This is a genomic window from Variovorax sp. Varisp85, assembly GCF_047304045.1.
Classification (GTDB): Bacteria; Pseudomonadota; Gammaproteobacteria; order Burkholderiales; family Burkholderiaceae_C; genus Variovorax.
Map to the genome: position 1 here is coordinate 76,929 of NZ_JBGLYN010000005.1, position 25,874 is coordinate 102,802.

Genomic DNA, 25,874 nt, shown 5'->3' on the forward strand with positions numbered 1-25,874 from the left:
CAGGGGAAAAAGGCGAAGCGCGGCCGACAGGGCGGCGCTTCGCTCAAAGCCGGCGGACCCCGAGGCCCGCCGGCGACTCAATCGCGCATCACTGGTTGATCCGTACGGCGAAGGTCAGGGTGGCCGTGCCGCTCGGGGCCACGGTGTTGGCCGCGCTGCCGCAGCTCACCGCGGTGGCGGTCTGCGCGTAGGCCAGGGCCGTTCCGCTCACACCCGTGGAGACGCACCGCGTGGCCACCGGGGGCTGCGTGGGGCTCATCGTGGTGTACGCGGGCGCCGCATCGTTGATCGCGATGTTGGTGACCGGCGCGCTGCCTTCGTTGGTGGCAACGATCTGGTAGACGATGCACTGGCCGGGCTTCAGCGACAGGGGCGTCGCGGCAAAGGCGGCGTCCGCCGTGCCGTCGCAGGCGACGTCGGGGGCCTGCGTCTTGACGACGCGCAGCTGGCCCGTGATCACGGTGCTGACGTCGGTGGCCGACGGCGCGCCGCAGTTCGGGGCCGGGTCCGTGAACGTCGCCGTCACGGTCGCGGTGTCGGTCGCGCCCGCGCTGGCACCGCCCGGAGCGAACACGCGCACCAGCAGCTTCTGCGTTGCACCGGCCGCGAGCGGCCCTGCGATCGGGCCGGTGACCAGGGTGTCGCCCGCATTGATCTGGCCGTCGCCATTGACGTCGAGGTAGATCGCGGTGGTCCAGCCCAGCGTGGCATCGCCCGCCGGCACGGTGGCCGTGAGCTGGTACGCGCCGCAGCTCTGGTTGCCGGTGTTGGTCAGCGTGTGCGCATAGACGACCGTGCCGCCGGGAGCGACCTGGCCGACGTTGTTCGGCGTGAGCGTTGCGCCCAGCGTCTGTGCGGTGGTCACGGTCACGGCGTCGAGCTTGACGTCGGACACGAGCACGCCGGTCGATGCCACGGCAGTGGATTGCACGCGGAAGTAGATCGCCTGGGCGGTCACCGGCGTCTGCGTTGCAGGCGGCGTCACGCAGGCGTCGACCTGCTGCTGCGCGCCGGCAGCCACGGACACACTGGTGATCGCTGCAGCGGTACAGGTACCGCCCGCGGCCACGAACTTCACGCTCCAGCCCGCCGGCAGCGTGCCCGGGAAGCTGGTCGACTGGCTGGCTGCCAGGCTGTAGGTTTGCGTTGCAGGGCCGGTTCCATCGTTGTTCTTGACGAACAGCGTGAAGATCGTGCCGGTGCCCGCTGGCGTGGTGTTGGTCGTGGTCGGCTGCGGGCTCGGGCCCGGGCCAAGGTCACCGCCGCCGACCGAACCGGAACCAGTACCGGCAGCGCTGTTGGTCAGGTCGACGAGTGAACCGACAACCACCGTGACGCGGTCGAGCGTCGCATCGAGCTTGGTCGCATCGCCCGCGGAGCGGCCGGTGACGACCGCGTCGAACGGACCGGAACCTACCGTGGCGCTGGCCGGCACATTGGCCTGCACGACGACGTTGACGCTGCCGCCGACCGGAATCGGGCCGGTGTCGGGAACGCCGTCGCCCGTGGTATCGAGCAGCGGCGTCACGCCGTCGGCCGCGAACAGCAGGAAGGTCGTGCCTGCCGGGAAAGTCCCGTTCGCAATGCTCAGGTTGACGCTGTCCACGCCGCTGCCGGCGTTGAACACGGTCTGCGCGAACTTGACGCTGCCGCCGGCAACGACCGAAGGCCGCGTGGTGGTGTCCGCCGCGGTGCCGTTGGGCGTGCCAGCCACCGTGTCGACCGCCGTCGCGGCCGTCGAGGGGTTGGTACCCAGCACGATGCCGTAGCTGGCCGTGACCGTGTAGGCCGCCGGATTGGTGCTCGAACCCAGGGTGCCGATGGCCGCGGCCGTGGCGGCCGGGGAATCGGTCGGGTTGTACTGGCCCACGTTGGTGGTGGTCGAGGTGCCGACCACCGCCGTGTTGTTCACCAGCACCACGAAGCTGATCGTCTGCGTGACGTTCTGGCCCAGCGAAGCGACCACGGCGTTCAGCGTGTTGCCGGTCACCTGGAAGTCGATGCCGGCCGGATCGCCGGCGGCACCGTCACCCAGCGCGACGCCTGGTGCACTGCTCCAGACGGCGGAGCCCGCAACGTACGTGAGGCCCGATGGCAGCGTGTCCGACAGGGCGAACTTGCCGGGCGCTCCGCCGGTGTTGTTGAAACTGAGCGTGTAGACCGTGTACTTGCAGGTGGCGCTCGAAGCCAGGCCGGCCGCCCACGTCGTCGAGCAGGTAGCCGACGAGGAACGCGGACCGCCGGTGCTCGCGAGCGGCCAGGCCGCGCCGCCGGGACCGGCGACAGCCGGAGCACCGATCGACTTGGTGGCATTGAACGCAGCCACGGTGGTCAGGTTCACCTGGTCCTTGTCCGCCGCCGAGGTGTTCGGCGCCGTGTACAAGGCCGGCGTGCCGGGAACGGCAGTGATGGTGGCCGTGTCGAAAGGCGTCGTCGGCGTGGTGGCCGTGCCAGGAATGGTGTACGCCACCACGAACTGGAAGGTGCCGTTGTTGCCCGGCACGTTCTGCGCGGGCACGTTGCAGACCGCGGCGGAGGTGGCGGTACACAGCGGCGTGGTGCCGTCGGGTACGCCGTCGCCGTTGGTGTCGGGGTAGACCTCGACCTTCGAGAAAGCGTTGGTATCGGCGTCCACCGTGATGGTGAAGCTGTCCGTGCCGTTGCCGGTGTTGGTCAGGGTGTGTGGCGCGTAGACCACCGAGCCCGCGGCACCCAGCTTGGTGTTGACGACCGTGGTCGTGACCTGGTTGACCGTGTCCAGCGTGAAGGAGCCCACCTGCTGCACCGTGGTCTGCACCAGGTTGGAGGTTGCCAGCTGCGTTGTCCCGGCGGAATCCGAATAGGTGGCCGAAGCCTGGTTACCGATGACGGTGTTGGCGGGCGGCGGCGCGGCAAGGACGCTCGAGCTTCCGAACAGGAAGCCCAGCGACAAAACTGCGGCGCCCGCCCAGGTGGCGTTCGGCCTGAAGCCGACGCCCTTGGCTGGCGAGATGGGACTCACGTGGTTTCTCCTCGGTTGTTGTCAAAAAAAGGGACAAAAAAATCCCGGCCCCGTCCGCGAACGGAACATCAGCCGGGTTGCGTGCGATCAGCGGAATGAACTCAAGAAAGAGACCGCTGTCCGGGTGATCAGCGCGCGGGAGCGGGCTGCACCGTGACGGCGGGTGCCTGCACTGCCGCGGCGGCGGCCTTGGGAGCAGGCGGCACGACGACCTCGACCTTGGCGCGCGCGCTCACGGCAGTCACGCCGTTGGCGGGCAGCTGGCCGAGCGTCCAGCGCAGCGCGCGGTAGTCGCTGTAGGGCACCGGTTCGGTCTTGTTGCCGTCGGCCTTGCGCATCAACGGCTCGGCCCCGTAGACGCCATCCTTGGCGGCCGCCTTGACCAGCGCCGCGCCGGGCTTGGCACTGCGGGGCAGGTACTCGAGCCCCTCGGGAATCGGCAGGTCGGCAACCAGGCCGGAAACCGCCTTGCCGGTGTTGTTGGTGTACGTGGCGCGGTATTCGAGGATGTCGCCCGGCTTCACCGAGGAGGCTTCCAGCAGTTGCTCCTTGCCGTCGGCGGTCTTCACGACCTTGTGCTGCGTGAGCGCCACGGCAACGGTCTTGCTGCCGGCACCAGCCTCCGGCGAGGCGACGCGCTGCGCCGCCGCAGGCGCCATCAGGCAGGCCGCCATGAGCACGCCGGCCGCCATGCGGACCGCAAGTCCCGGGAAACCGCCCGTGCGGGGGCGGAAAAAGGATTGAGTAGATTTTTCAGTGGGCACGAATGCTTGCTCCGGGTTCGAAAGTCACAGGCATGCCGGTCCATCGCCGGCGAGGGAAACAGCAGCTCGGGCTGCAAGGGACAGGAATTTCTTTGCGATTCAGGGACAGGAAGGCTCGCCTTCGGCCCAGTTGATACATTTATTTCCAACTGTTAATTATGTAAGCGATCTACCATTTTTCTACTAGAAAAGTTCCACTTTTGGATCGGGACCCATGGTTCCAGCCAGAACAACCAAGCACGGGCCCCTAGAAAATCGGGCTAAATTCCCTCAATTCCCTCACTTTTGCCTCCAAATTTCGTCATCGAGAGAGGTCGGTCACGGCATCGCTGGTTGACGCAAACGCACAACAGCGCGTGCGGAATAGCAGTCAACGACTTTGCGAAAAAAATGTGAAAAAAACGCATTTCCCTCAAGTACCCGACGACGGGCGACCGGCCGGCTGCTTCAGGGCGCCAAGCAGGTAATCGGCAAAAGCCCTGACCTTCCGGGAATTTCGCTTGCCCGGGAGATACATGAGATCGAATTCCATCGGCCTCAATTCGAGCATCGGAAATGCAACCTGAAGCGATCCGTCTTCTATATTTGGTTTTGCCAGAATCAGGGGAATCAAGGCAATGCCCTTGCCCGCGCAGGCAAGCCTCAAAAGCAATTCCGGATCGTTGGAGCGAAACAGGCCGATGGGCTGCACGCTGTGCTCTCGGGAAACAATCGGAATGATCATTTCCTGGCCGGCGCGCTCGGTGTCGCAAGTCAGGAAAGTGTGCTGCGCCAGGTCTTCCAGATCCTTGATTTCGGGACGCCGTTCGAGGTAGGACGGCGCTGCGCATAGCACGAGCGGCTCGCTCGCGACGCGGCGCGCCACGAGGTCTTCGCACCCTTCGCGGCTCGCCCGGATGAGCACGTCGGCCTCCTCGCGGGAAAGATCCACCTTGTGGGATCCCAGGCGCACCGTGATTTCGAGCCGGGGATGCGCGGCCATGAAAGCGGGAAGATGCGGGGCCAGCAGAGCCCGGCCGAAATAGCTGGAGGCCGAGACGCGAAGCCGCCCCCTGAGGTCGTCGCTCGTGCTCGCGCGCTGCGCCATTGCATCGTCGACCGCGATAAGAATGTCGCGCGCAGCCGATAAAAAAGAGCGCCCTTCGTCGGTCAATCCAAATCGATGCGCACTGCGGTGCATCAATAAATGCCCGAGCGTCGATTCAAGTCTTTTGAGCTGCCTGGATGCGGTGGCTTTGGGAATTCCCAGCGCCCCGGCTGCGTGCGTCAAGCCCCCGGCCTCAACCGCTTTCACGAAAAGGCGGACATCCGGCAATATCAAATCCTGCGCGCTCGACTTCGAATTCGAATTTTCGGCTCGAACGTCAACATCATTTAAAGACATCTTCATCATCTCTCAGTGATCCAATGGCTTCCCATGCCTGGATGGTCTCAAGAGCGATTTGGTTCGTCTTACAAATGTGAGATTTGGTGATAAACTATTAACAGTTGTTACCACTCACTTCTTTTGCCTGGTCACCGCCAGTCTTCGTGGGCGCCAAGGCTGCAGCCGCTCGCAGTCGAGGCTCCGCATTCGGTACCGGACACCGACAACCGAACCCATGCGTATCGCCGTACTCGAAGACGAGCCCGACCAGTTGGCTCAATTGGTCCGCGTGCTGCAAGAGCAGTTCACGCAGGGAGACGTCACCAGCACCTGCGTTGCGTTCGCCGACGGGCTTTCGCTGCAGAGAACGCTGCGCCGCGAAACCTTCGACCTGATCGTGCTGGACTGGAACGTGCCGGGGCTTGACGGCGCCGAGCTGCTGCAGTGGCTGCGCACCTGGCAGAAGAGCCCGGTGCCCGTCCTGATGCTGAGCTCGCGGTCTTCGGAGCGCGACGTGGCAAAAGCCCTGGGCCTCGGCGCCGACGACTACATGGTCAAGCCTGTGCGCCTGCTGGAACTGCGGGCGCGCCTGCAGCGCCTGCTGAAGAGAAGCCACTCGCTCGAGCCGTCCGACCGGAGACATTTCGGGCGCTGGGAGTTCGACCAGGTTTCGCACAGCGTTCTGATCCATCCGGAGCACGACGACGGCGCACCGCCGCGGCGCCAGGAACTTTCGAGCCGCGAGTTCAAGCTCGCGCTGATGCTGTTCCAGAACATCGGCCACGTGGTTTCGCGCGCGCACCTGCTCGAAAGCGCAGGCTACGACGGAGACCTGCCCTCGCGCACGCTGGACATGCACATCTACCGGCTGCGCAACAAGCTCGAGCTCGAAGCCGCGCAGGGGCTCACCTTGCGCACGGTCTACGGGCGAGGCTATTGCCTCGACGCCACGCTGGAAGCGGCCGCCTGAACCGTGGACCCGCGAAACTCGATGCAGCGATCGAGTGATCGCGAGCGCCTCCCCACCCGAACGCGCGCACGTGCAATGGTCGCGCGGCTGCTGATTGCGCTGCTGCTGCCCGCCGCCATGCTGTGGCTCGTCGATCGGCCCGGCTGGCTGCAAATGCTCGACACGATGGTCTACGACTCCGTGCTGCCGCTCGCAGCGCCCCCGCCCTCGCCGGACATCCTGATCATTGCGATCGACGAGCGAAGCTTGCGCGAGTTGGGACGCTGGCCCTGGCGGCGCGAAACCTATGCACGGCTTCTGGAGCAACTCGCACCGGCAGCACCCCGAGCAGTGCTGCTCAATCTGTTCCTGACAGAACCCAGCCCCGATGCCGGAGACGACGAGCAATTGGCCCGGGCCATGGATCGCTTGCCCGTCTACCTGCCGATGCTGCGCGACAGCGGCACTGCGTCTTCGCCGGGCCGCTGGCCGGGCTTCCTGCCGCCCTTGCCGGTGTTCGCCGCCCATGCGCGCGGTGTCGGCCATGCGGAGCTGGCGCTCGATGGGGACGGCGTGTCGCGCACGCTGTATCTGCGCGAAGGTCCGGCTGGCCGTGGTCAATATTACGTGGGCGCGCTGATGGCCGGGTACGGGTCGGCGGCCGAGCTCGAAGCCGAGCCTGCAGCGATCGCGCCTGGCGCCTGGAAGCACGAGCAACCCGTGCGCATGTTCTTCGCCGGGGCCCGGGGCAGCTACCGCACGGTGTCCTATGCGAGCGTTCTGCGCGGCGAGGTGCCGGCCGCGCTGCTGCAGGGCAAGCTGCTGCTGGTCGGCGCCACGGCGCACGGCCTGGGCGGCCAGGTGCCGACGCCGAACGCGGGCGTCGCCGCACTGCCGGGCATCGAGGTGCATGCCAACCTGATCGACGGACTGCTGCACGGCCGCAACGTGCGCATGCCGGCACCGCTGGCATATGCCGCCTGGACCACCTTGCCGATCTGGCTGGTGCTGTTGCTCCTGGTGCATGCCAGGCGCCATGCGCTGGTGTTCATTTCCGGCCTCGCGCTCTCGTGGCTGCTGCTCTGCGTGCTGGCCATGCCGTTGCTGCACTGGTGGCTGCCGCCGGCGGCCCCCATCCTCGGCATGCTGGCGCTCTACCTGCTGTGGAGTTGGCGCCGGCTCGAATCGCAGTTCGTCTACTTCCGCCAGCGCGCGAGAACACTCGACAGCCTGCCAGCGAGCGCTTTCCAGGCGTTGGCGGCCCTGGCCCTCCCGATGCAGGCTCCGCCGGCAAATCCGCAGCAGGCGCTCGACCGCGCGATTGCGCGAATCGGCCGCATGCAGACGCTGATGGACGAGGCGCTCCAGATCATGCCGGCAGCCGTGCTGATCTGCGATGACACCGGCTGCATCGGTTCGAGCAATGCCGCGGCGCAGCGGCTGCTCGACGAAACCTTGCGCGCCACCATGCACGCCCCGGCACGGCCGCCCCATGGCATGCACCTGCCGACCCTGCTCGGCAGCCTTGGCGGCGTTGCGAGCGAGGGCATCGAAGCCGTCGGCGCCCACTGGAGCGAGGATCTGCGGCGCGAGTACCGGACATCCGACGGCCGCATCTTTCAGCTCGAAGCCGAAGCCTTCGGCACCACCGAAGCCGGCGATCGCAACTGGATCGTCGTGCTGCCCGAAATGACCGCCGAGCGCGAGGCGCAGAACCAGCGGGAAGAATGGCGCCGCCTGCTGTCGCACGATCTGCGCAGCCCCCAGATGACGATCCTCAGCCTGCTGTCGATGCACAGGCCCACGGAAAGCATCGACGTGCTGCTGCACGCGGTGCGCCGCGAAGCCGAGCGCACCGTGAGCCTGGCGGAAGGATTCATGGACTTCGTGGAAGCAGGCTCCGACGACTACAGCATGGAAGACACCCACCTCGGCACCGTGCTGCTCGACGCGCGCGACCAGGTCTGGCCGTATGCGCGCGCCAGCCAGGTGCAGATCGAGACCCGCATCAGCGACGCCGATGAACTCGCCATGCATGCCGACGGTGTGCTGCTCACTCGCGCGATCGTGAACCTGCTGAACAACGCCATTCGCCACAGCGCCGCGGGCGGGCGCATCACGCTCTGCCTCGCGGCCGAGCCCGGCGCCGGGGCAGAGGAAGATGCGCGGGCCTTCATCGCGGTCAGCGACGACGGCGAGGGCATGTCCCATGCGCAACTGAACGGCCTCCTGAACGGAACGCGGCCGCCGCGCAGCAACGACGAGGTGACGCATGGTTTGGCCGATGAGCCCCATGCACCCATCAGGCGCCGGGGCATGGGACTGGGCTTTGCGGTGGTGCGCACGGTGCTGCGGCGCCATGGCGGGCACATCGAGGCCGCGAGTGCGGCCGGCGCGGGCACGACCTTCTGGATCAGCCTTCCGCTTCGCGGCAGCTTGCCCTGAAATCGTGCGGCGGCCTCACTCCGGCTGGATCCCCGCCTCCTTGACGACCTTGCCCCACTTGGCGAGATCTGACTTGATCAAGGCGGCGTATGCCTGTGGCGTTCCGCCCTGGATCTCGACGCCGACAGCCTCCAGCTTGGCCCGGACATCGGGCAGCTTCAGCGCCGCGTTGATTTCGGCATTGAGCCTCGCGACGATCGCCTGAGGCGTGCCGGCAGGAGCCAGGAACCCGCCGTTCGTGTTCGCGTCGTAGCCCTTGAGCCCCTGTTCGTCCGCGGTCGGCACGCCGGGCAGGGACACTGTTCGCTTGCGGGTCGACACCGCGATCGCCAGCGCGTTGCCGGCCTTCACCTGCGACTGGATGGCGCTGATCGTGTCGATGAACAGCGCAGTGCGTCCGGCCAGCAGATCGGGGTGGGCGGCGGAAGAGCCCTTGTACGGGACCAGCAGCATCTGCACGCCGCTGGCCATGCGGAACATCTCGGCGGCCATTTCCTGTGCACTGCCGCGACCGGAGGTGGCGACCTTGGCCTGGTCGGGGTTGGCCTTCATCCAAGCCACGAACTCGGGCAATGTCCTGGCCGGGATTCGCGGGTAGATGGCAAACACCAGCGGAACCTCGTGGGTGTAGATGATCGGCTCGAAGCTCTTCTCCGGATCCCAGCTCAGGTTCTTGAACAGGAACTTGTTGATGTTGTGGCTGCCGCCCACGATGCCGATCGTGTAGCCGTCGGGCGCAGATTTGGCGAGGACGTCGGTGCCGAGATTGTTGGATGCGCCGGGCCGGTTGTCGACGATCACCGGCTGCCCCATCGACGCCGCCAGCTTGTCTCCGACGACACGCGCAATGGTGTCGATCGCGCCGCCCGGCGGGGCGGGCACGATGATCTTGATGGCACGGCTCGGATAGGCCTGGGCCGACGACAGGGATGGCACCACGGCCAGGGACGCCGAGACGGTGAGGATCTTGAACAGGGCTGCGAGTTGCATTGGTGTGTCTCTCTCTTTTGTTGATAGGTAAATCGTCATGAAGCCCCGGCGAACTCACCGATGGCCAGGGCTGCGCGTTCGCCCTGGCCTCAGGTGGTCAGGCTCATCGCCGGACGTTCTCCTGCCAAGGCCTGGGCGATGCTTTCGAGCACCATCTCGGCCATTGCGGTCCGGGTTTCCCAGGTGGCGCTGGCGCGGTGGGCCTGCAGGGTCACGCGGTCGGACTGGCGAAGCGCAAGGGGAACGCGGGGTTCGTCGACGAACACGTCCAGGCCCGCGCCGGCAATCCGCCCTGCGGCCAGCGCCCTTGTCAGGTCGTCCTCGTTGACCAGTCGGCCGCGCGCAACGTTGACCAGGAAGCCGCGTGGGCCCAGGGCGTCCAGCACGGCCGCGTTGACGATGCCTTCGGCCTTGTCCGCCGCCGCGCAGAGCACCAGCGCATCGGAATTCCGCGCAAGTTCCACCAGGTCCGCGACAAAGCCGTGGGCAACATCGTTCATGGGGCGCAGGTCGGTGTAGGCGATCGGACAGCCGAAGGCCGCTGCCCGAGCCGCGACGGCGCGCCCCACGCGCCCCATGCCGACGATGCCCACGCGCATGCCGCTGAACCGCCGCGCAAGCGGGATGGCGCTCGGCTGGGGGAAGCGCTCCCACTGGCCGTCGCGCACGAAGCGGTCCCCGGCGCACAGCCCTCGGCAGGCGGCGATCAGCAATCCGATCGCGAGATCGGCCACGTCCTCGGTCAGCGCGCCCAGGGTTGCCGTAACGGGCAGACCGCGGCCGCGGCAGTACTCCAGGTCCACGGCATCGGTGCCGACGCCATTGATGGCCACGACCTTGAGGCCGGGCAACTGTTCCAGCATGCCGCGCGAAATACCGGTGTGCCCTCCGGTGATCACTGCGTCGATGGATGCGCCATGTTCGCGCAGCCAGGCTTCCTGGCCTGCGGTCTCGAAGTATTTGTGAACGGTGTAGCGCGCCGCGAGCTTGTCGTTGACCGAGGGGATCAGGATCGGATTGAGTTGCAGGACCTGGGGATTCATATCGAATTCGTTCAATGGATGCGGTGTTTTCAAGGCTGGAGGCATGCTAGTTATTGATTGATGAGATCGTCAATATTGATATATAAAATCAACATATTTGGACTCACGCACCCGACCATGGCTTCCTGGATTTCGATGGACGAGGCCTGCCGCCTCCTCGGGGTGCAGCCCCAGACGGTTTACGCCTACGTCAGCCGCGGCAAGCTGGAAGTCGCGCCCGACCCGGCTGACGCACGCCGCAGCCTGTATCGCGCCGAGGACGTTGCCGGCCTGGCCAGACGCAAGCAGGCCGGCCGCAAGCACGAGACGCTGGCAGCCAACACGCTCTTCGGCTCGGAGCCCAGCATCCCGACGGCCCTTTGCGCCTTCTTTCGCGGGCGCCCGTACTACCGGGGCGAGGACGCCGTCGGCCTGGCCCGGACGGCCACCCTCGAAGACGTCGCGCAGCTGCTGTGGGAGGCCGAGCAACCCGTCGACTTTTCGTGCGCCACCGCAATGCGCTCCGGCGCGTCTGGGCGGGTAGCCGCCTTCACTGCGTTGGCGGGCCTGGCGGCCACCGGGCACTCCACGCGTGGACGCCTGACCCGGGTGCTGCACGCCGAGGGCCAGGCTTTGGTGGGTGCAGTGGCCAACGCGTTCGGCGCCGAGCCAGGACATGGGCCGCTGCACCTGCGCTTTGGGCAGGGATGGAAGCAACCGCCCGAGGTCGCCGAGTTGCTGCGAACCGCCATGGTGCTGCTGGTCGACCACGAGTTGACCAGTTCGGCGTTCGTGGCGCGCATTGCGGCATCGACGGGCGCCTCCTTGCCGGCATGCCTGCTGGCCGGACTCACCACCCTATCGGGCCCCTTGCATGGCGATGCCTCGGGCCGCGTCCAGGCGCTGTTCGGCGAAGTGGAGCGACTGGGCGAGGACCAGGTGGTGGCGCACTACCTGTCGACCGGCTTGCCATTGGCCGGGTTTGGCCACCACCTCTATCCCGAAGGCGATCCTCGCGCAGCCGCCCTGCTGGCGTTGTTCGAGCCCCCGGAGGTGATCGCGCGCTTCATCCATAAAGTGACGCGTCTGACCGGATTGCATCCCAACATCGACGTGGCCCTGGCCGCGCTGGTCGCGGTCCATCGACTGCCCGCCGACGCGGCCTTTGGCCTGTTCGCGACGGCGCGCAGTGTCGGGCTGTTGGCGCACAGCCTGGAACAACTGGGCGTGGCGCAAGTGATCCGCCCGCGCGGACGCTACGTGGGTCCGATGCCCGACTTGGCGCAGCACGCACGGCCCCCCGTATCAGCGCCTGTAGGCGCCGGTCGATCACGCCCACCGGAAATGAAGTGATAAAGGCGTGCTGCGTTCTCGACAAGAACGACACGAATTTCGTCTTCGGACAGCCACCGTGCGAGCAGATTGATCAAGACGGCGTCATCGGGCTTGCTCGACTCCGTGACGTGCGGCCAATCGGCACCCCAAACCAGCCGGTCGAGGCGGTCACCCGCAAGGTGGCGCACAAAGTCGTCGAGATCTTCATAGGCCGTCGAGTCGGGCGAGGCGATGTAGGGCGCCGACATCTTCATCCACACGCTGCCGCTGCCCATCATGCGCAGAAGGACGGCCTTCACGCGGTCCGACATCGCGGGCTCGGCATTGATGCGCGCGAAATGGTCGATGACCACGGGCACCGGCAGCGCGGTCAAGTAGCTACCGGTCAGACGCCATGTAGAGCTTGAACCGGCAACGCGTCTTGCCGTAGTTCACGCAGCCCCAGAACGGTGTCCCGCCCTCCTTGGGCTTTCTCTCCGCCATCTTCACACCGCAGTTCACGCAGGTCGGTTTCCAGTACTCGCCTTCATAGGCGACTGCGAGCAGTGCTTGTTGTTGCTCAGCCGTGCGCGTGCCAATGAGGCGCAGCAGGCCTGACCGATCTTGTGCGTTGATGCCATTGGCCTTGGCGAAGACCAACGCGTCGTCAGTGAATGTGGAGCTTGTAGCGAAGGTGCCGTATTGCAGGTCGTTGGCCTTGAGCACGCCGAAGAACTCGCGCAACTGCTGCACGCCGACAGGCTTGCGGCGCCAGTGCTTGCACTGAACGATCATCGGTTTTGGGCTGTGCGCCGAATAGAGCCAGATGTCGACGCCGCCGTCCGCGCCGTGAGACTGGCTCTCCGTACGCACGCCGGCCTGCCCGAACAGCGTTTCGCACAACGCCTCGAAGCGGCGCCACTCGATGTCCTCGAATACCTGAGGAGACCACGCCTGTTGAGGCGCATGGGCCGCCTCGCCGGTTTCGCCTGTGAGTTCTTTCTTCAGTGTGCTCAGCCATCCCGCCATACATCACCTCCGCCTCTTGAGGCACCAATGTAACGCAGTGTTGCAGCACTTCTCCGGGCCGGCTTGATGCCCAGTTGCGCCGCGGAGTAGCTACCGCCCCGGCTTCCGACCATCCTCCGCACGAATCCGCTGACCCCGGTCAACGCCTACCTGGTGGATGCTGACCAGCTCGCAGCGCCGCCAGAAACCCACGCCCTCCAGCGCCGTGGAAATGTCGATCTTCGCCAGCCGGTAGAACCCCAGGACCACCCCTTGCGCGAATGCGGAGATCAGTGGCTCCGCATGCCCCGCAACCCTGGAGCTGCCGCGGATCAGCTTGCCGCCAAGCTCCATGAGCTTGAGCGCGTGGCTCGACCCGGTTGCGGTGCTTTCCTTCGGCACCCGCAGGCACCAGAGCCTGGAGCCGAGCGTCCACACCGCGTGACGCGGCACCTCGTCGAACAGAGCCCCTTCGATCACGATCTGCCTTGCGCGGATCTCGCCGAAGTCGTGATGGTCCTGGCCATAGAAGAATTTGGCGAACTCGTCGGCCTTTCTCTCCACGGCGCGGTCGCTGCGCGCCATCTTCTCTGCGGCTCTGAGGCCCGAGACATGCGCGACGAGAAAGCCCAGCTCGTCGGATGACATCCGGTGGCCGGACGCCATGCGGCGGTCATACCAGTCCGCCAACTGGGTCAAGGTCTTGCATTCCATGAAAGCCCTGTCGAAGGGCGTGTGTCGAGAGAAGCGGGAGTTCTGCTCCAGCTTGCCTTCTGGCCGTTTCATGGCAACGGTCCTCGATCCCCTCCCCCAACATCGACTCCGCCGCTGCCACCGCGAGCCGACAGCACAAAGGCTGCGCCCACGAGAAATATCCCGTTATTCATTTCAATCCATCCCTGATTGATTTTTTCGCTCCGGTCTTCGCCGTTGCTTGTTGGATCGTATCTCGAAAAGTCGCGTTACGACTATTCCATATCGGACTAGACGATTAGCGCATGTCCGTTTCCCTCTACCACGCTGAATACGAAGCGCTGCGCAACTTGATGCGCAGCGTTCGGGTGAAGGCCGGCCTAACGCAGGTGCAGATGGCCGAAGCCCTGGGCGTGGGCCAGTCCTACGTCTCCAAGCTGGAACGCGGTGAGAACTTCGTCGACGTGTTGCTGTTTGCTCGGTGGTGTTCGGCCTGCGGGGTCAAGCCAGGCAAGACCTTGGACAAATTGATAGGGACGCAGAACTAGCAGTCCAACGATCTGATCCCGAGAGCAGTTCGGCGGTTGCCGCCCTCGACTTGCAGAACCGAGTGCTAGCGCGGATCGCGAATCGGGAGCAAATCTTGGATGTGTGCAGCGACAATGCCAATCATGAGCCGCACCTCCGCTTTCGAATGGGATGACCTGCGTATTGCACTCGCCATCATGGAGAGCGGCACCTTGTCCGGTGCCGCAACCACGCTGCACGTGAGCCATCCAACGCTATCGCGCCGTCTGCAGCTGATGGAGCGGCGCCTCGGAACGCGGCTGTTCGAGCGTACCTCGGGAGGCCTTCGGCCGACGGAGGCGGGAGAAGAGGTCAGGGCGCTTGCGCTCCGCTTTCGAGACGAGATCGCCGGCCTGGAGCGCCGCGTCTGCGGGCGTGACGATGGCCATGACGGGCCGGTGCGTGTCACTGCCCCTGACGCTGTCTCCGAGTACCTGCTACCCGGTGTGCTGGCCGCTGTGTGCCGAACGCAGGTCGGATTGCAGCTCGAGCTTCATGTGTCCAACGATGTTGTTTCGTTGGCGCGGCGCGAGGCTGACATTGCACTTCGCGTGACCAGAGCACCACAAGAGACTTTGCGCGGACGCGAGGTCGGTACCGTCGCGATGGCGGTTTATGCACCGCGCCAGTTGACCGAGGCGGAAGAGGCCTCAGCGCCGTCCATCCGCCTGCCATGGGTCGGCTTCGACGCTGGCTTGGCCTGCAGTGCGCCTGGAATCTGGCTGGCGAGCAACGTTGCTCCCGACGAGGTGCGGTTTCGCGCGAACACCCTGCTGGGCGCCGCGCAAGCCGCACGCGCGGGAATCGGTTGCGCCGTTCTGCCTTGCTTCGTCGGCGGCTCGATCCCGGAACTCGTTCGCGTCGGTCCACCGCTGGACGAGCTGGCGCAGCCGCTGTGGCTGCTGATGCATGAGGACGTCGCGCGCGTGCCGCGCATCCGCCGTGCGAGCGCGGCGCTGTCCGAAGAGATCGCGAGATCGTCTCAGCTGATGTCAGGCCTCGACTGAAGTCGCCTCGGCGGTGACGAGTCGAGACATGTAGGAACCGCGCCCGGCCAGATAACGCATGAAGACCTGTCCGTATTCGGGCACCACGGCTGCGCGCACGCTTGGCCGCTCCGCCAGCTTGTGGCGATAGGCGGCTGTTGCCGGAAGCCCTTGAAGAAGGCGGAAGTCCGCCAATCGGTCGAAGGTTTCGAGTAGCCGGAAGATTGGTGCAAACGCGGCGTCTACCAGACCGAAGCGCTCGCCGCCGAAATACGGGCCGGCTCCAGCCAGCTGGCTCTCAAGCCGCGCGAAACGTCCAGCAAGCTCGGACCGTTCGCGTTCGAACGCTGCTTCTTCTGGCGCCATATAAAAACCAAACACATCTGCGATCACGGTCGAGGCGAACTCGGCCCATGCGCGGTGCCGAGCGCGATCCAGAGCGCGATCAGGCCACATCGGCGCCTGGCCGACGGTTGCTTCTTCGATGTACTCGCAGATGACGGCGGTCTCGAACACGGCCGTGTCGCCCACGCGCAGCAGCGGCACCTTGCCCAGTGGCGACAGTCGGATGAACCAGTCCGGCTTGTCTGCAAGGTCGATGTAGGTTCGCCTGGCTTCCTGGCCCTTCTCGGCAAGCTGGATGGCTGCCCGCTGCGTATACGGGCAAAGGATGTTACTGATGAGTTCAAAGTTGTGCATGCCATTTCCTTGTGGATGAGCACACGACGTTACGCACAGGCGGCAGGCAGCACCATCGAAAGCTTGTGCAGGCCGCTGTGCAGAAACTTGTAGGTGCTGGCGCGCTCACCTGCGTTGGCTGGAAGGTCCCGAACTCGATGAGTCTCATCGCGCTCGGCATCCAACACAGGGCCAGAAGATGGAGAGGGATCGGCCGGGTCCATCGGCTGCAGTCAAATTTCCTCGGACCAGTCTGGCGACAGAACCGCATTCCCCAGACAAAAAACAAAAAAGCCGGACACCTTTTTGAGAGTGTCCGGCTTCATATCTGGTCCCGCCGCCAGGAATCGAACCTGGATCTCAGCCTTCGGAGGGCCGAATTCTATCCGTTGAAATACAGCGAGGAATCTGGGCTCCGGCAGAACCGGAGCCACGCATTATCGCCCATCAGGCGGCGACTTCTTCAGCTTCGTTTCCGATGCCCGCCGCCAAGTTCCGCGCAAAGCCCAGTCCGGCCAGGTAAACGTTGAAGGTGCGCCGGCCAGTGGGCACCAGGTCGAAGGCGGTGGGGTCGAGCAGCCAGTTCTGGATGAGCCCGCTGATCAGCGCGTGCAGGCCCTGGGCCGCCACGTCGCCGGGCACGGGCAGCTTGATGTGGTCGCGCCGCGCGGCCAGGCGCAGGGCTTTTTCGAAATCGCTCACGCAGGCGTTGCGCGCGCTCAGGTGGCGCTGCTGCACCGAGGCCATGTCGTGGGTGTATTCGACCTTGTGGGTGGCCACGTCGAACACGCGGCGCACCTGGGGGTCGGTGGTCATGAGGGTGAGGGCGTGCACCATGCCCTCCTCTATTTCGGCCAGGGGGTCGTCGTCAATGCCCACGGCCGCGGCGGCGGCCCGGGGGCCGGCCTCCAGCGGGAGGATGACGCGCTCCATCATCGCGTTGAAGAGGGCGGCCTTGTCCTTGAAGTGCCAATAGATGGCGCCGCGCGTGGCCCCGGCCTGCTGCGCAATCTGCTGCAGCGAGGTCTGCGAGACGCCTTGCGCCTGAAACAGCAGCTCCGCGGCATCGAGCAAGCGATTCCGCGTGGCCAGTGCCTCTTCCTTCGTACGACGTGCCACCAAGTCTCCCAATTTGCAAAGCCAAGCCCTTTCCGATTCGTGGGGCCATTCGATGCTGTCACTATACATCCATGAATGTATGTAAACTACCGGGCTTCCCCGATGGCCCGGCTGTTTATGCTGGCTTTCTGTTCGCTCCGCGAACGCGCCATCTCCCGTCTTTGCTTCAAAGGATTCGCATGCCTCTCCTGCATGTTTCGCGTCAATCTTCGTTCTCGCCGCGCCTCGCGATCGTGGCCGCTGCTGTGGTGTTGGTGCTCGCGGCCTGTTCCAAGGGCGATGCGCCGGCCGGCCCGGGTGGCGGTGCCGGCGGCGGCGCCCGCCCCGCGCCAGAGGTGGGGGTGGTGGTTGCCACACCGGGCGACGTGGGCCTGGTGACCGAACTGCCGGGCCGGCTCGAAGCCTCGCGCGTGGCGCAGGTTCGCGCCCGCGCCTCGGGCATCCTGCTGAAGCGCGAATTCCGCGAAGGCAGCGACGTGAAGGCCGGCCAGCTGCTGTTCCGCATCGACCCCGCGCCGCTGGTGGCCGCTTCGCAGAACGCCCAGGCCACGCTGGCGCGCGCCGAGGCCAACGCGGTGCAGGCCAAGGCCCTGGCGGACCGCTACAAGCCGCTGGTCGAGGCCAACGCGGTGAGCAAGCAGGAATACGCAACGGCCGTGGCCTCGCAGAAAACGGCCGAAGCCGACGTGGCCGCCGGGCGCGCCGCGGTGCAGACGGCCAAGATCAACCTCGGCTATGCCGACGTGACCTCGCCCATCGCGGGCCGCATCGGCCGCGCCCTCGTCACCGAAGGTGCGCTGGTGGGCCAGGGCGACGCCACCGAGCTCGCGGTGGTGCAGCAGATCAACCCGCTGTACGTGAACTTCACGCAGTCGGCCTCCGACGCGATGAAGCTGCGCCGCGCCGTGGCCGCCGGCCAGTACAAGCGCGCGAGCGGCGAGGAAGCCGCGAGCATCCGCGTGGTGCTGGAAGACGGCAGCGACTACCCGCTGGAAGGCAAGCTGCTGTTCTCCGACCTCACGGTCGACTCCACCACCGGCCAGGTCACGCTGCGCGCCGAAGTGCCCAATCCCAAGGGCGAACTGCTGCCCGGCCTGTATGTGCGGGTGAAGCTCGAACAGGCGCAGGCCACCAACGCGATCACGCTGCCGCAGCAGGCCGTCACGCGCACCCAGCAGGGCGACACGGTGTCGGTGGTCGACAAGGACGGCAAGATCAGCAAGCGCACCGTGAAGATCAGCGCCGCCAAGGACAACCAGTGGGTGGTGCTCGATGGCCTGAAGGCCGGCGAGCAGGTGATGGTCGACGGCTTCCAGAAGCTGCAGATGATGCCGCCCGGCACGCCGGTGAAGGCAGTGCCGTGGACCAAACCCAACCCGAATGCCGCAGCCGCGCCCGCCGCTGCGGGGGCCGCACCGGCGGCGGCTGCCGCGGCCGAGAAGACCGACAAGAAGTAATCAGGAAAGCGCCCGCAAATGGCCAAATTTTTCATCGACCGCCCGATCTTCGCGTGGGTGATCGCGCTGTTCATCCTGGTGATGGGCAGCGTGGCAATCACCCAGCTGCCGATCTCGCAGTACCCGCCGGTGGCGCCGCCCGCCATCGTCATCAACACCGCCTATCCCGGCGCCTCGGCGCAGACGCTGGAGGACAGCGTGCTGTCCGTCATCGAGCGCGAGATGAACGGCTCGCCGGGCCTGATCTACATGGAATCGGTGGCCCAGGCCGACGGCACCGGCTCCATCACGATCAGCTTCGAAGCCGGCACCAACCCCGACCTCGCGCAGGTGGATGTGCAGAACCGGCTCTCGCGCGCCACGCCGCGCCTGCCGGCCGCCGTGACACAGCAGGGTGTGCGCGTGGACAAGTCGCGCAACAACTTCCTGCTGTTCGCGATGCTGTCTTCGGACAACCCGAACTTCGACCCCGTCGCGCTCGGCGACTACGCCTCGCGCAACATCGTGCCCGAGCTGCAACGCGTGGTGGGCGTGGGCCAGGCCCAGCTGTTCGGCACCGAGAACGCGATGCGCGTGTGGATCGATCCGGCCAAGCTGCAGGGCTTCAACCTGTCGGCCACCGACGTGAACAACGCGATCAAGGCGCAGAACGCCCAGGTGTCCTCCGGCACGATCGGCGACCTGCCCAACATTCCCGGCCAGGCCATCGCGGCCACCGTGGTGGTGAACGGCCAGCTCGCCAACGTGGAGCAGTTCAAGAACATCGTGCTGCGCGCCAACACCGACGGCTCGACCGTGCGGCTGAAGGACGTGGCACGCGTCGAGCTCGGCGGCCAGTCGTATGCGACCTCGGCGCGCCTGAACGGCGTGCCCGCGGTCGGCATCGGCGTGCAGCCCACGCCGAACGGCAACGCGCTGCAGTCGGCCAAGGCGATCCGCGCCAAGATGACCGAGCTCGAGCGCTTCTTTCCGCCGGGCGTGAAGTGGAACATTCCATACGACAGCTCGCGCTTCGTGCAGATCTCGATCACCGAAGTGGTCAAGACGCTGCTGGAAGCCGTGGCGCTGGTGTTCATCGTGATGTTCCTGTTCCTGCAGAACTGGCGCTACACGCTCATCCCGACCATCGTGGTGCCCATCTCGCTGCTGGGCACGTTCGCCTCGCTGCTCGCACTCGGCTTCTCGATCAACGTGCTGACCATGTTCGGCATGGTGCTGGTGATCGGCATCGTGGTGGACGATGCCATCGTGGTGGTGGAGAACGTCGAGCGCATCATGAGCGAGGAGGGGCTCTCGCCGCTCGAAGCCGCGCGCAAGGCCATGAGGCAGATCTCCGGCGCCATCATCGGCGTGACGGTGGTGCTGATCTCGGTGTTCGTGCCGCTCGCGTTCTTCGCGGGTTCGACGGGCAACATCTACCGCCAGTTCTCGGCGGTGATGGTGACGTCGATCGGCTTCTCGGCCTTCATGGCGCTGTCGCTCACGCCGGCGCTGTGCGCCACGCTGCTCAAGCCAGTGGAAGCCGGCCACCACCATGAGAAGACCGGCTTCTTCGGCTGGTTCAACCGCGGTTTCACGCGCACGGCCAAGGGCTACGAAGGCATCGTCGCGCGCATCCTGCGCCGCGCCGCGCGCTACCTGATCATCTACGTCGCGATCATCGGCGCGGTGGTGTTCACCTACACGCGCCTGCCGAGCTCCTTCCTGCCGGAAGAAGACCAGGGCAACATCATCGTCAACGTGCAGCTGCCGCCGGGTGCGACGCAGGAGCGCGCGCTGTCGGTCATGCAGCAGGTCGAAGGCTTCATCCTGAAGCAGCCCGAAGTGCAGAGCATGGTGGGCGTGATGGGCTTCAGCTTCTCGGGCCAGGGCCAGAACGCGGGCCTCGCCTTCGTGACGCTCAAGGACTGGGAAGAACGCAAAGATCCGGCCCACTCGGCCAGCGCGCTGGCCGGACGTGCCTTCGGGGCGCTCTCGGGCATCCGCGACGCCTTCATCTACCCGTTGAGCCCGCCGCCCATTCCCGAACTGGGCAACGCGAGCGGTTTCAGCTTCCGGCTGCAGGACCGCTCGGGCGCAGGCCACGAGGCGCTGATCAACGCACGCAACCAGCTGCTGGGCATGGCTTCGCAGAGCAAGATCCTGACGCAGGTTCGCCCCGACGGCCTGGAAGACGCGCCGCAACTGCAGATCGACATCGACCGCGACAAAGCCAGCGCCCTGGGCGTGACCTTCGATGCGATCAACGCAACGCTGTCGACGGGCCTGGGTTCGAGCTACATCAACGACTTCCCGAACCGCGGCCGCCTCCAGCGCGTGGTGGTGCAGGCCGATGCGCCCGCACGCATGCAGCCCGACGACCTGCTCAAGCTGAACGCCAGCAACACGCAGGGCCAGCCGGTGCCGCTGTCGGCCTTCGCGACCACCAAGTGGGTCACGGGCGCCACACAGACGGTGCGCTACAACGGCTATCCCGCGATACGCATCAGCGGCTCCGCCGCCGCGGGCTTCAGCACGGGCGCCGCCATGGCCGAGATGGAAAAGCTGGCCAAGCAGCTGCCGCAAGGCTTCGGCTTCGAATGGACCGGCCAGTCGCGTGAAGAAAAGCTCGCGGGTTCGCAGGCCATCATCCTGTACGGCTTCGCGATCCTGGCGGTGTTCCTGTGCCTGGCCGCGCTGTACGAAAGCTGGACGATCCCGCTGTCGGTGATTCTGGTGGTGCCGCTCGGCGTGCTGGGCGTGCTGCTGGCCACGATGCTGCGCGCCTATTCGAACGACGTGTACTTCCAGGTGGGGCTGATCACCATCATCGGCCTCTCGGCGAAGAACGCGATTCTGATCATCGAGTTCGCCAAGGATCTGCAGGCGCAGGGCAAGGGCGTCATCGAAGCGGCGCTGGCCGCAGCCCATCTGCGTTTCCGCCCGATCATCATGACCTCGCTGGCCTTCGGCCTGGGCGTGGTGCCGCTGGTGATCGCCTCGGGCGCCGGTTCGGCCAGCCAGCGCGCCATCGGCACGGGTGTGCTCGGCGGCATGGTGACGGGTACGGCACTCGCCGTGATCTTCGTTCCGGTGTTCTTCGTCGTGGTGCGCACGCTGTTCAAGGGCAGTGCGCGCCAGCATGAGGTCGACAAGCGGCATGCGGAAGCCGCCGGCATCACGGAAGAGAAAGCACATGACTAAAAAATTGATCCCCACAGCCCTGGCCGCGGCAATGCTGCTGGCCGGCTGCTCGCTGATTCCGACCTACGAGCGTCCCGCGGCGCCGGTGCCGACCACCTTCCCGGGCGACCCGGCGCAACCGCCCGGCCAGGCCGCGGCCGACCTGCCCTGGCAGGACTTCTTCACCGACCCGCGGCTCGCAGGCCTGATCCAGACGGCGCTCACGAACAACCGCGACCTGCGGGTGTCGGTGCTCAACATCGAGCAGGCGCGCGCGCAGTTCCAGATCGAGCGCTCGAATCTGTTCCCGGCACTCGGCCTGACGGGCAGCGGCTCGCGCTCGAGCCCCAACCCGGCTCAGGTCTACAACAGCAGCGCCGGCAGCGTGGCCTCGCAGTACAGCGTCAGCGTCGGCTTCACGTCCTGGGAAATCGACTTCTTCGGCCGCATCCGCGCGCTGAAGGACCAGGCGCTGGCGCAGTACCTCGCTACGGACGAGACGCGCAAGGCGGTGCAGATCAGCCTGATCGCGTCGGTCGCCAACGGCTGGCTCACGCTGTTGGCCGACGACGAGTTGCTGGAGATCACGCGCCAGACGATGGTCACGCGCGAGGAGTCGGTGCGCCTCACGAAGATGCGCTTCGACAACGGCGTGTCGTCGGAGCTCGACTTCCAGGCCGCGAACTCGCTGCTGGAAACGGCGCGCGCTTCCTATGCGCAGCAGCAGCGTGCGCGCCTGCAGGACGAGAACGCCCTCGCCCTGCTGCTGGGCGCGCCGGTGCCGGCCGAAGCCACGGCGGGCGGGGTCAAGGGTCTCGACGGCATCCAGCCGATGCCCGACGTGCCGGCCGGCCTGCCTTCGGACCTGCTGGCCGAGCGGCCCGACATCCGTTCGGCCGAGCAGCAGCTGATCGCGGCCAACGCCAACATCGGCGCCGCGCGCGCGAACTTCTTCCCGCGCGTGTCGCTGACGAGTTCCATCGGCACCGCGAGCAGCGAGTTCTCGGGCCTGTTCGACCGCGGCTCCAAGGCCTGGTCGTTCGCGCCGTCGGTGACACTGCCGATCTTCAATGCCGGCCGCAACATCGCCACGCTCGACTCGGCCAAGGCCGGGCGCGAGATCGCGGTGGCGCAGTACGAGAAGTCGATCCAGACGGCGTTCCGCGAAGTGGCCGATGCGCTCGCGGGCCGCGCCACCCTGGGCGAGCAGGTGCGCGCGCAGCGTGCGCAGGCCGACGCGGAAGCCGTGCGATTCAAGCTCTCCGACCTGCGCTACCGCAACGGCATCGCCAGCGCGCTCGATCTGCTCGACGCGCAGCGCTCGCTGTTCACCGCGCAGCAATCGGCCGTGACGACACGCCTGCTGCAGTTGCAGAACCAGGTCACGCTGTACAAGACGCTGGGCGGCGGCTGGGCCGCACGCGACAAGGGTTGATGCGCCGAGGCGCTCGATAAGGGTGGTCCCTTGTCCCTTCGGGCAAGGGGCCTCTCTATAATCGCCGGTTGGTTAGGAAAAGCCCCCCGACGAGCCCCCGTTATTGAGGACGCCAATGAGCGCAGACCCGCATTACCAGGCCACAGAAGAAGCCCACACCGGGCCGATCAAGAACCCGAAGCAACTGCTGCTCGCGGTATTTTTCTCCTTCATTGCCCCGATCCTGATCATCGTGGGTCTTGTCTCCTACGTGGTCTCGGGCACCAAGCCCGCCGGCACCGCGGAAGGCGACAACATGGCGCTCTACGGCGTGACCAAGGAAGCGCGCGACCGCGAAGTGGCCGAACGCCTCAGGAAGGTCGGCACCATCGAGATCCGAGACGCCAACCGCCCGCTCGCTGCAGGCGAGGCCGTGTTCAAGGCCCAGTGCGTCGCCTGCCACGGCGCGCCCGGCATTCCCGGCGCACCGCACTTCCAGGACGCGGCCGCCTGGGGCCCGCGCATCGGCCAGGGCTATGCCACCCTCCTCGAACATGCCCTGAAGGGCAAGGGCGCCATGCCCGCGCAAGGTGGCGGCGACTTCGAAGACCTCGAAGTGGGCCGCGCCGTGGTCTACATGGCCAATGCCGGCGGCGCCAAGTTCCCGGTGCCCGACCGCCCGGCAGCCGCAGCCCCCGCTGAAGGCGCAGCCTCTGCGGCCAGTGCTCCTGCCAAGTAAGCGTTTCCCCTAGTCACACGAAGAAGCCGGCCCAGCGCCGGCTTTCTTCATTGGCGGATCGGCAGGCTGCGGAGTTCAGGGCTTCGCCGGCGCGGAAGCCGTGCCGGCATGGCGCTGCGCCGGGCTCAGCACATGGCCGAAGCGGTCGGGCAGTTCGCTGGCCTGCACCGCCTCCGGCGTCCACAGGCCTCGCTCGACCGCCTCGGCGGCGATGCCCACGTCCTGCGTGTGCACCAGTCCAAGCCCGAGGGGCGAGACCAGATAGAGCCGGCCTTCACCATCGAGCAGGCAGCCCGACACCTCCACCGCCTTGCCGGTGTGGGACGTGACGGTGAACCCACCGCCCTCCTTTTCGGCCACGCGCCACACCAGCGGCGCAGCCTCCAGCTCCACATACACGCGCTGCGGCCCGTTCTGGAAGAACCACTGGCCCTCGTCGTCGTGCTCGTAGTTGCGGTGGATGAAGTCGATCAGCTTGTCGTGCCTGAGCATCGAGCCCTTGGCCGCGCGGAACGGGCCCATGGCCTGGGTGCGGTCGTCGCGCATGTACCAGTTGCCGCGCGCGTCGAGGCCGAGCCAGCCGTAACAGTGCGGCACGTTGGGCCATTTGGCGAGGGCTTGTTTGACGATGTCGTCCATCGCGCTATTTTGCTCGCCCTCAGACGTGCGTTGCCAGCCAGCCGCCGACCCGCTCCGGCATGCCGCGCACATGCCCCGGCGGCGGGCCCATCGGAAAGCCGACGTGCCCGCCGTGCGCGGGCTGCCACAGCGTGACATGCGCGCCGACCTCGCCGGGCTTCGGCAGGCTCGCCGCGGGAATGAACGGGTCGTTGCGGGCGTTCACCACCAGTGCGGGCACGCGCACCGAGGCCAGGTGCGGCTTGGCCGAGCCGCGCGTCCAGTAGTCCTCGGTATCGCGAAAGCCGTGCAGCGGGGCGGTGAAGACGTTGTCGAAGTCGTAGAGGTTGCGCGACGACATCAGCCGCTCGCGGTCGAACAGCCCCGGGAACTGCTCCAGCTTGGCCAGCGCCTTGGGCTTCATGGTCGCGAGGAACATGCGCGTGTAGACCAGCCGGTTGAAGCCCTGCCCGATGGCTTCGCCGCCCGCCGCGAGGTCGAGCGGCGCGCTGACCGATGCCACGGCGCTCACCACGCCGGAGGCGCTCTCGCCCGCCTCCGAGGCCCAGCGCATCAGCGCATTGCCGCCGAGCGACACGCCCGCCGCCAGCACCGGCCCGCCGCCCTTGCGTGCATGCTGGTCGCGCATGCGCGCGAGGATCCAGCCGATCTCCTCGAAGTCGCCCGAGTGGTAAGCGCGCGGCGCCAGGTTCAGCTCGCCGCTGCAGCCGCGGAAATGCGGCACGGCGAAGGCCATGCCGCGAGATGCGGCGAATGCGGCAAAGGCTTCGGCGTAGTGGCTGCGCGACGAGCCTTCGAGCCCGTGGAACAGCACCAGCAACGGCCTCGGGCCCGGCATTGGCGCATCGACGAAGTCGACGTCGATGAAGTCGCTGTCGGGCGTGGGCCAGCGCTCGCGCCGGTAGACCGGGGCCGGCCCGTCGAAGCGCTTCGCATAGAGCGCGGCCCAGATGGTCTGCAGGTTGCCGCCGGGCAGCCAGCGCGGCGCCGCGTAGTCCAGCGGCTGGGGCGCGGAAACGGGACCGGAGGTGGCGACGAAGGAAGACATCAGTGCAGGACCTGGGGCGGATCGTTCGCTTCGTCCGGTTCGCGCGCACTGCCCGGACTTGCATGGTGCGCCACCATGCGCCAGCCCTGGACGGTCTTGTGATAGACGTTGGTGGCCAGCACGAAGGCATGGCGCGGGCCCTCGGCCGTGAGCACCTCGATGCGTTCGAGCACGTTGTGCACGGCGCTGGCGAGCGACTCGATCTTGCGCACCCGCGCCGGCGTGGCGTGGATCGCGCCGTTGCCGAACATCTGCTCGAAGGCCGCGCGGATCGCCACGGCCCCCACCAGCCGCGGGCCCCCCGGATGCACGCAGAACACCTCGTCCTCGTCGGCCCAGCAGGCCATCAGCGCGTCGATGTCGCCGCGCTGCAGCGCTTCGTAGAAGGCCGCTTCGACGTCGTCGGCAGTGCCGCCGATGGCCGCGGCGGCGCGGAGTGGGGTCTTGGGCATGGCGTGATTTTGCCGCGCCGTGCGTGACGGCGGCACTGCACCTCTTTGGTCCATGCTGCAC

General features: G+C 66.6%; 22 protein-coding genes and 1 tRNA gene. 9 read left to right on the forward strand and 14 right to left on the reverse strand.

What is annotated here, in order from left to right:
* Positions 1–88 precede the first annotated feature (88 nt).
* The 3 genes from ACCC97_RS03810 to ACCC97_RS03820 form a co-directional block, all read right to left on the reverse strand.
* Positions 89–3,001 (reverse strand): beta strand repeat-containing protein, encoded by a 2,913-nt coding sequence (locus ACCC97_RS03810; RefSeq protein ID WP_413331630.1) that lies wholly within the window; start codon positions 2,999–3,001, stop codon positions 89–91.
* A gap of 128 nt (positions 3,002–3,129) precedes the next feature.
* Positions 3,130–3,765 carry a DUF11 domain-containing protein gene (locus tag ACCC97_RS03815; RefSeq protein ID WP_042674103.1) on the reverse strand — a complete coding sequence of 212 codons (636 nt, stop codon included), beginning with the start codon at positions 3,763–3,765 and terminating at the stop codon, positions 3,130–3,132.
* A gap of 412 nt (positions 3,766–4,177) precedes the next feature.
* Complete coding sequence (locus ACCC97_RS03820) at positions 4,178–5,158, reverse strand: LysR family transcriptional regulator (protein WP_413331631.1); 981 nt, start codon at positions 5,156–5,158, stop codon at positions 4,178–4,180.
* A gap of 208 nt (positions 5,159–5,366) precedes the next feature.
* Between ACCC97_RS03820 and ACCC97_RS03825 the strand changes: the two genes are divergently transcribed.
* Both ACCC97_RS03825 and ACCC97_RS03830 read left to right on the forward strand, forming a co-directional pair.
* Positions 5,367–6,101, forward strand: coding sequence for a response regulator transcription factor (locus ACCC97_RS03825; protein WP_007837353.1), 735 nt, complete (start codon positions 5,367–5,369; stop codon positions 6,099–6,101).
* Between the two features lie 3 nt (positions 6,102–6,104).
* A complete protein-coding gene (locus ACCC97_RS03830) occupies positions 6,105–8,525 on the forward strand; it encodes a CHASE2 domain-containing protein (protein ID WP_413331633.1) in 2,421 nt (806 codons plus the stop codon).
* Between the two features lie 15 nt (positions 8,526–8,540).
* Here ACCC97_RS03830 and ACCC97_RS03835 read toward each other — a convergent pair whose 3' ends face one another.
* Both ACCC97_RS03835 and ACCC97_RS03840 read right to left on the reverse strand, forming a co-directional pair.
* Positions 8,541–9,515: a Bug family tripartite tricarboxylate transporter substrate binding protein gene (locus ACCC97_RS03835; protein ID WP_413331634.1), complete on the reverse strand. Its 975-nt coding sequence runs from the start codon at positions 9,513–9,515 to the stop codon at positions 8,541–8,543.
* Between the two features lie 89 nt (positions 9,516–9,604).
* Positions 9,605–10,558 carry a 2-hydroxyacid dehydrogenase gene (locus ACCC97_RS03840; RefSeq protein WP_042674105.1) on the reverse strand — a complete coding sequence of 318 codons (954 nt, stop codon included), beginning with the start codon at positions 10,556–10,558 and terminating at the stop codon, positions 9,605–9,607.
* Positions 10,559–10,675: 117 nt separating this feature from the next.
* Here ACCC97_RS03840 and ACCC97_RS03845 point away from each other — a divergent pair, with 117 nt between their 5' ends.
* A complete protein-coding gene (locus ACCC97_RS03845) occupies positions 10,676–11,890 on the forward strand; it encodes a citrate/2-methylcitrate synthase (RefSeq protein WP_413331635.1) in 1,215 nt (404 codons plus the stop codon).
* Here ACCC97_RS03845 and ACCC97_RS03850 read toward each other — a convergent pair.
* The 3 genes from ACCC97_RS03850 to ACCC97_RS03860 form a co-directional block, all read right to left on the reverse strand.
* Positions 11,794–12,246, reverse strand: coding sequence for an amidohydrolase family protein (locus tag ACCC97_RS03850; protein ID WP_413331636.1), 453 nt, complete (start codon positions 12,244–12,246; stop codon positions 11,794–11,796). The genes ACCC97_RS03845 and ACCC97_RS03850 overlap by 97 nt on opposite strands.
* 4 nt (positions 12,247–12,250) lie before the next feature.
* Complete coding sequence (locus ACCC97_RS03855) at positions 12,251–12,880, reverse strand: restriction endonuclease (RefSeq protein ID WP_007837367.1); 630 nt, start codon at positions 12,878–12,880, stop codon at positions 12,251–12,253.
* Positions 12,881–12,970: 90 nt separating this feature from the next.
* Positions 12,971–13,645 carry a hypothetical protein gene (locus tag ACCC97_RS03860; RefSeq protein WP_007837370.1) on the reverse strand — a complete coding sequence of 225 codons (675 nt, stop codon included), beginning with the start codon at positions 13,643–13,645 and terminating at the stop codon, positions 12,971–12,973.
* A gap of 212 nt (positions 13,646–13,857) precedes the next feature.
* Between ACCC97_RS03860 and ACCC97_RS03865 the strand changes: the two genes are divergently transcribed.
* Both ACCC97_RS03865 and ACCC97_RS03870 read left to right on the forward strand, forming a co-directional pair.
* Positions 13,858–14,100 (forward strand): helix-turn-helix domain-containing protein, encoded by a 243-nt coding sequence (locus tag ACCC97_RS03865; RefSeq protein ID WP_007837372.1) that lies wholly within the window; start codon positions 13,858–13,860, stop codon positions 14,098–14,100.
* Between the two features lie 123 nt (positions 14,101–14,223).
* Positions 14,224–15,126, forward strand: a complete 903-nt coding sequence (locus ACCC97_RS03870; protein WP_413331637.1) for a LysR family transcriptional regulator — start codon at positions 14,224–14,226, stop codon at positions 15,124–15,126.
* Here the strand turns inward: ACCC97_RS03870 and ACCC97_RS03875 are convergent.
* From ACCC97_RS03875 to ACCC97_RS03885, 3 genes are all read right to left on the reverse strand, one after another.
* The gene (locus ACCC97_RS03875) at positions 15,112–15,804 is read right to left on the reverse strand and encodes a glutathione S-transferase family protein (protein ID WP_413331638.1); all 693 of its coding nucleotides are present in this window, start codon (positions 15,802–15,804) and stop codon (positions 15,112–15,114) included. The genes ACCC97_RS03870 and ACCC97_RS03875 overlap by 15 nt on opposite strands.
* Positions 15,805–16,112: 308 nt before the next feature.
* Positions 16,113–16,187: transfer RNA gene (locus ACCC97_RS03880), tRNA-Arg, on the reverse strand.
* Between the two features lie 43 nt (positions 16,188–16,230).
* Positions 16,231–16,905, reverse strand: a complete 675-nt coding sequence (locus ACCC97_RS03885) for a TetR family transcriptional regulator (protein WP_413331640.1) — start codon at positions 16,903–16,905, stop codon at positions 16,231–16,233.
* 176 nt (positions 16,906–17,081) lie between these two features.
* Here ACCC97_RS03885 and ACCC97_RS03890 point away from each other — a divergent pair, with 176 nt between their 5' ends.
* The 4 genes from ACCC97_RS03890 to ACCC97_RS03905 all read left to right on the forward strand — a co-directional run bounded on the left by ACCC97_RS03890 (position 17,082) and on the right by ACCC97_RS03905 (position 23,674).
* Positions 17,082–18,359: an efflux RND transporter periplasmic adaptor subunit gene (locus tag ACCC97_RS03890; RefSeq protein WP_007837378.1), complete on the forward strand. Its 1,278-nt coding sequence runs from the start codon at positions 17,082–17,084 to the stop codon at positions 18,357–18,359.
* An 18-nt stretch (positions 18,360–18,377) separates the two neighbouring features.
* A complete protein-coding gene (locus tag ACCC97_RS03895) occupies positions 18,378–21,542 on the forward strand; it encodes an efflux RND transporter permease subunit (protein WP_007837379.1) in 3,165 nt (1,054 codons plus the stop codon).
* Positions 21,535–22,956, forward strand: a complete 1,422-nt coding sequence (locus ACCC97_RS03900; RefSeq protein WP_413331642.1) for an efflux transporter outer membrane subunit — start codon at positions 21,535–21,537, stop codon at positions 22,954–22,956. Before ACCC97_RS03895 ends, ACCC97_RS03900 begins: the two co-directional genes overlap by 8 nt.
* 115 nt (positions 22,957–23,071) lie before the next feature.
* Entirely contained in the window at positions 23,072–23,674 is a 603-nt protein-coding gene (locus ACCC97_RS03905) for a c-type cytochrome (RefSeq protein WP_007837382.1), read from the forward strand.
* Positions 23,675–23,749: 75 nt separating this feature from the next.
* Here the strand turns inward: ACCC97_RS03905 and ACCC97_RS03910 are convergent, their stop codons facing one another.
* From ACCC97_RS03910 to ACCC97_RS03920, 3 genes are read right to left on the reverse strand one after another with little or no spacing between them, the layout of a single operon-like run.
* Positions 23,750–24,313 (reverse strand): DUF2946 family protein, encoded by a 564-nt coding sequence (locus tag ACCC97_RS03910; protein WP_007837384.1) that lies wholly within the window; start codon positions 24,311–24,313, stop codon positions 23,750–23,752.
* Between the two features lie 19 nt (positions 24,314–24,332).
* Complete coding sequence (locus tag ACCC97_RS03915; protein WP_413331644.1) at positions 24,333–25,361, reverse strand: YheT family hydrolase; 1,029 nt, start codon at positions 25,359–25,361, stop codon at positions 24,333–24,335.
* Complete coding sequence (locus ACCC97_RS03920; protein ID WP_007837388.1) at positions 25,361–25,813, reverse strand: YybH family protein; 453 nt, start codon at positions 25,811–25,813, stop codon at positions 25,361–25,363. Before ACCC97_RS03920 ends, ACCC97_RS03915 begins: the two co-directional genes overlap by 1 nt.
* Between the last annotated feature and the right edge of the window lie 61 nt (positions 25,814–25,874).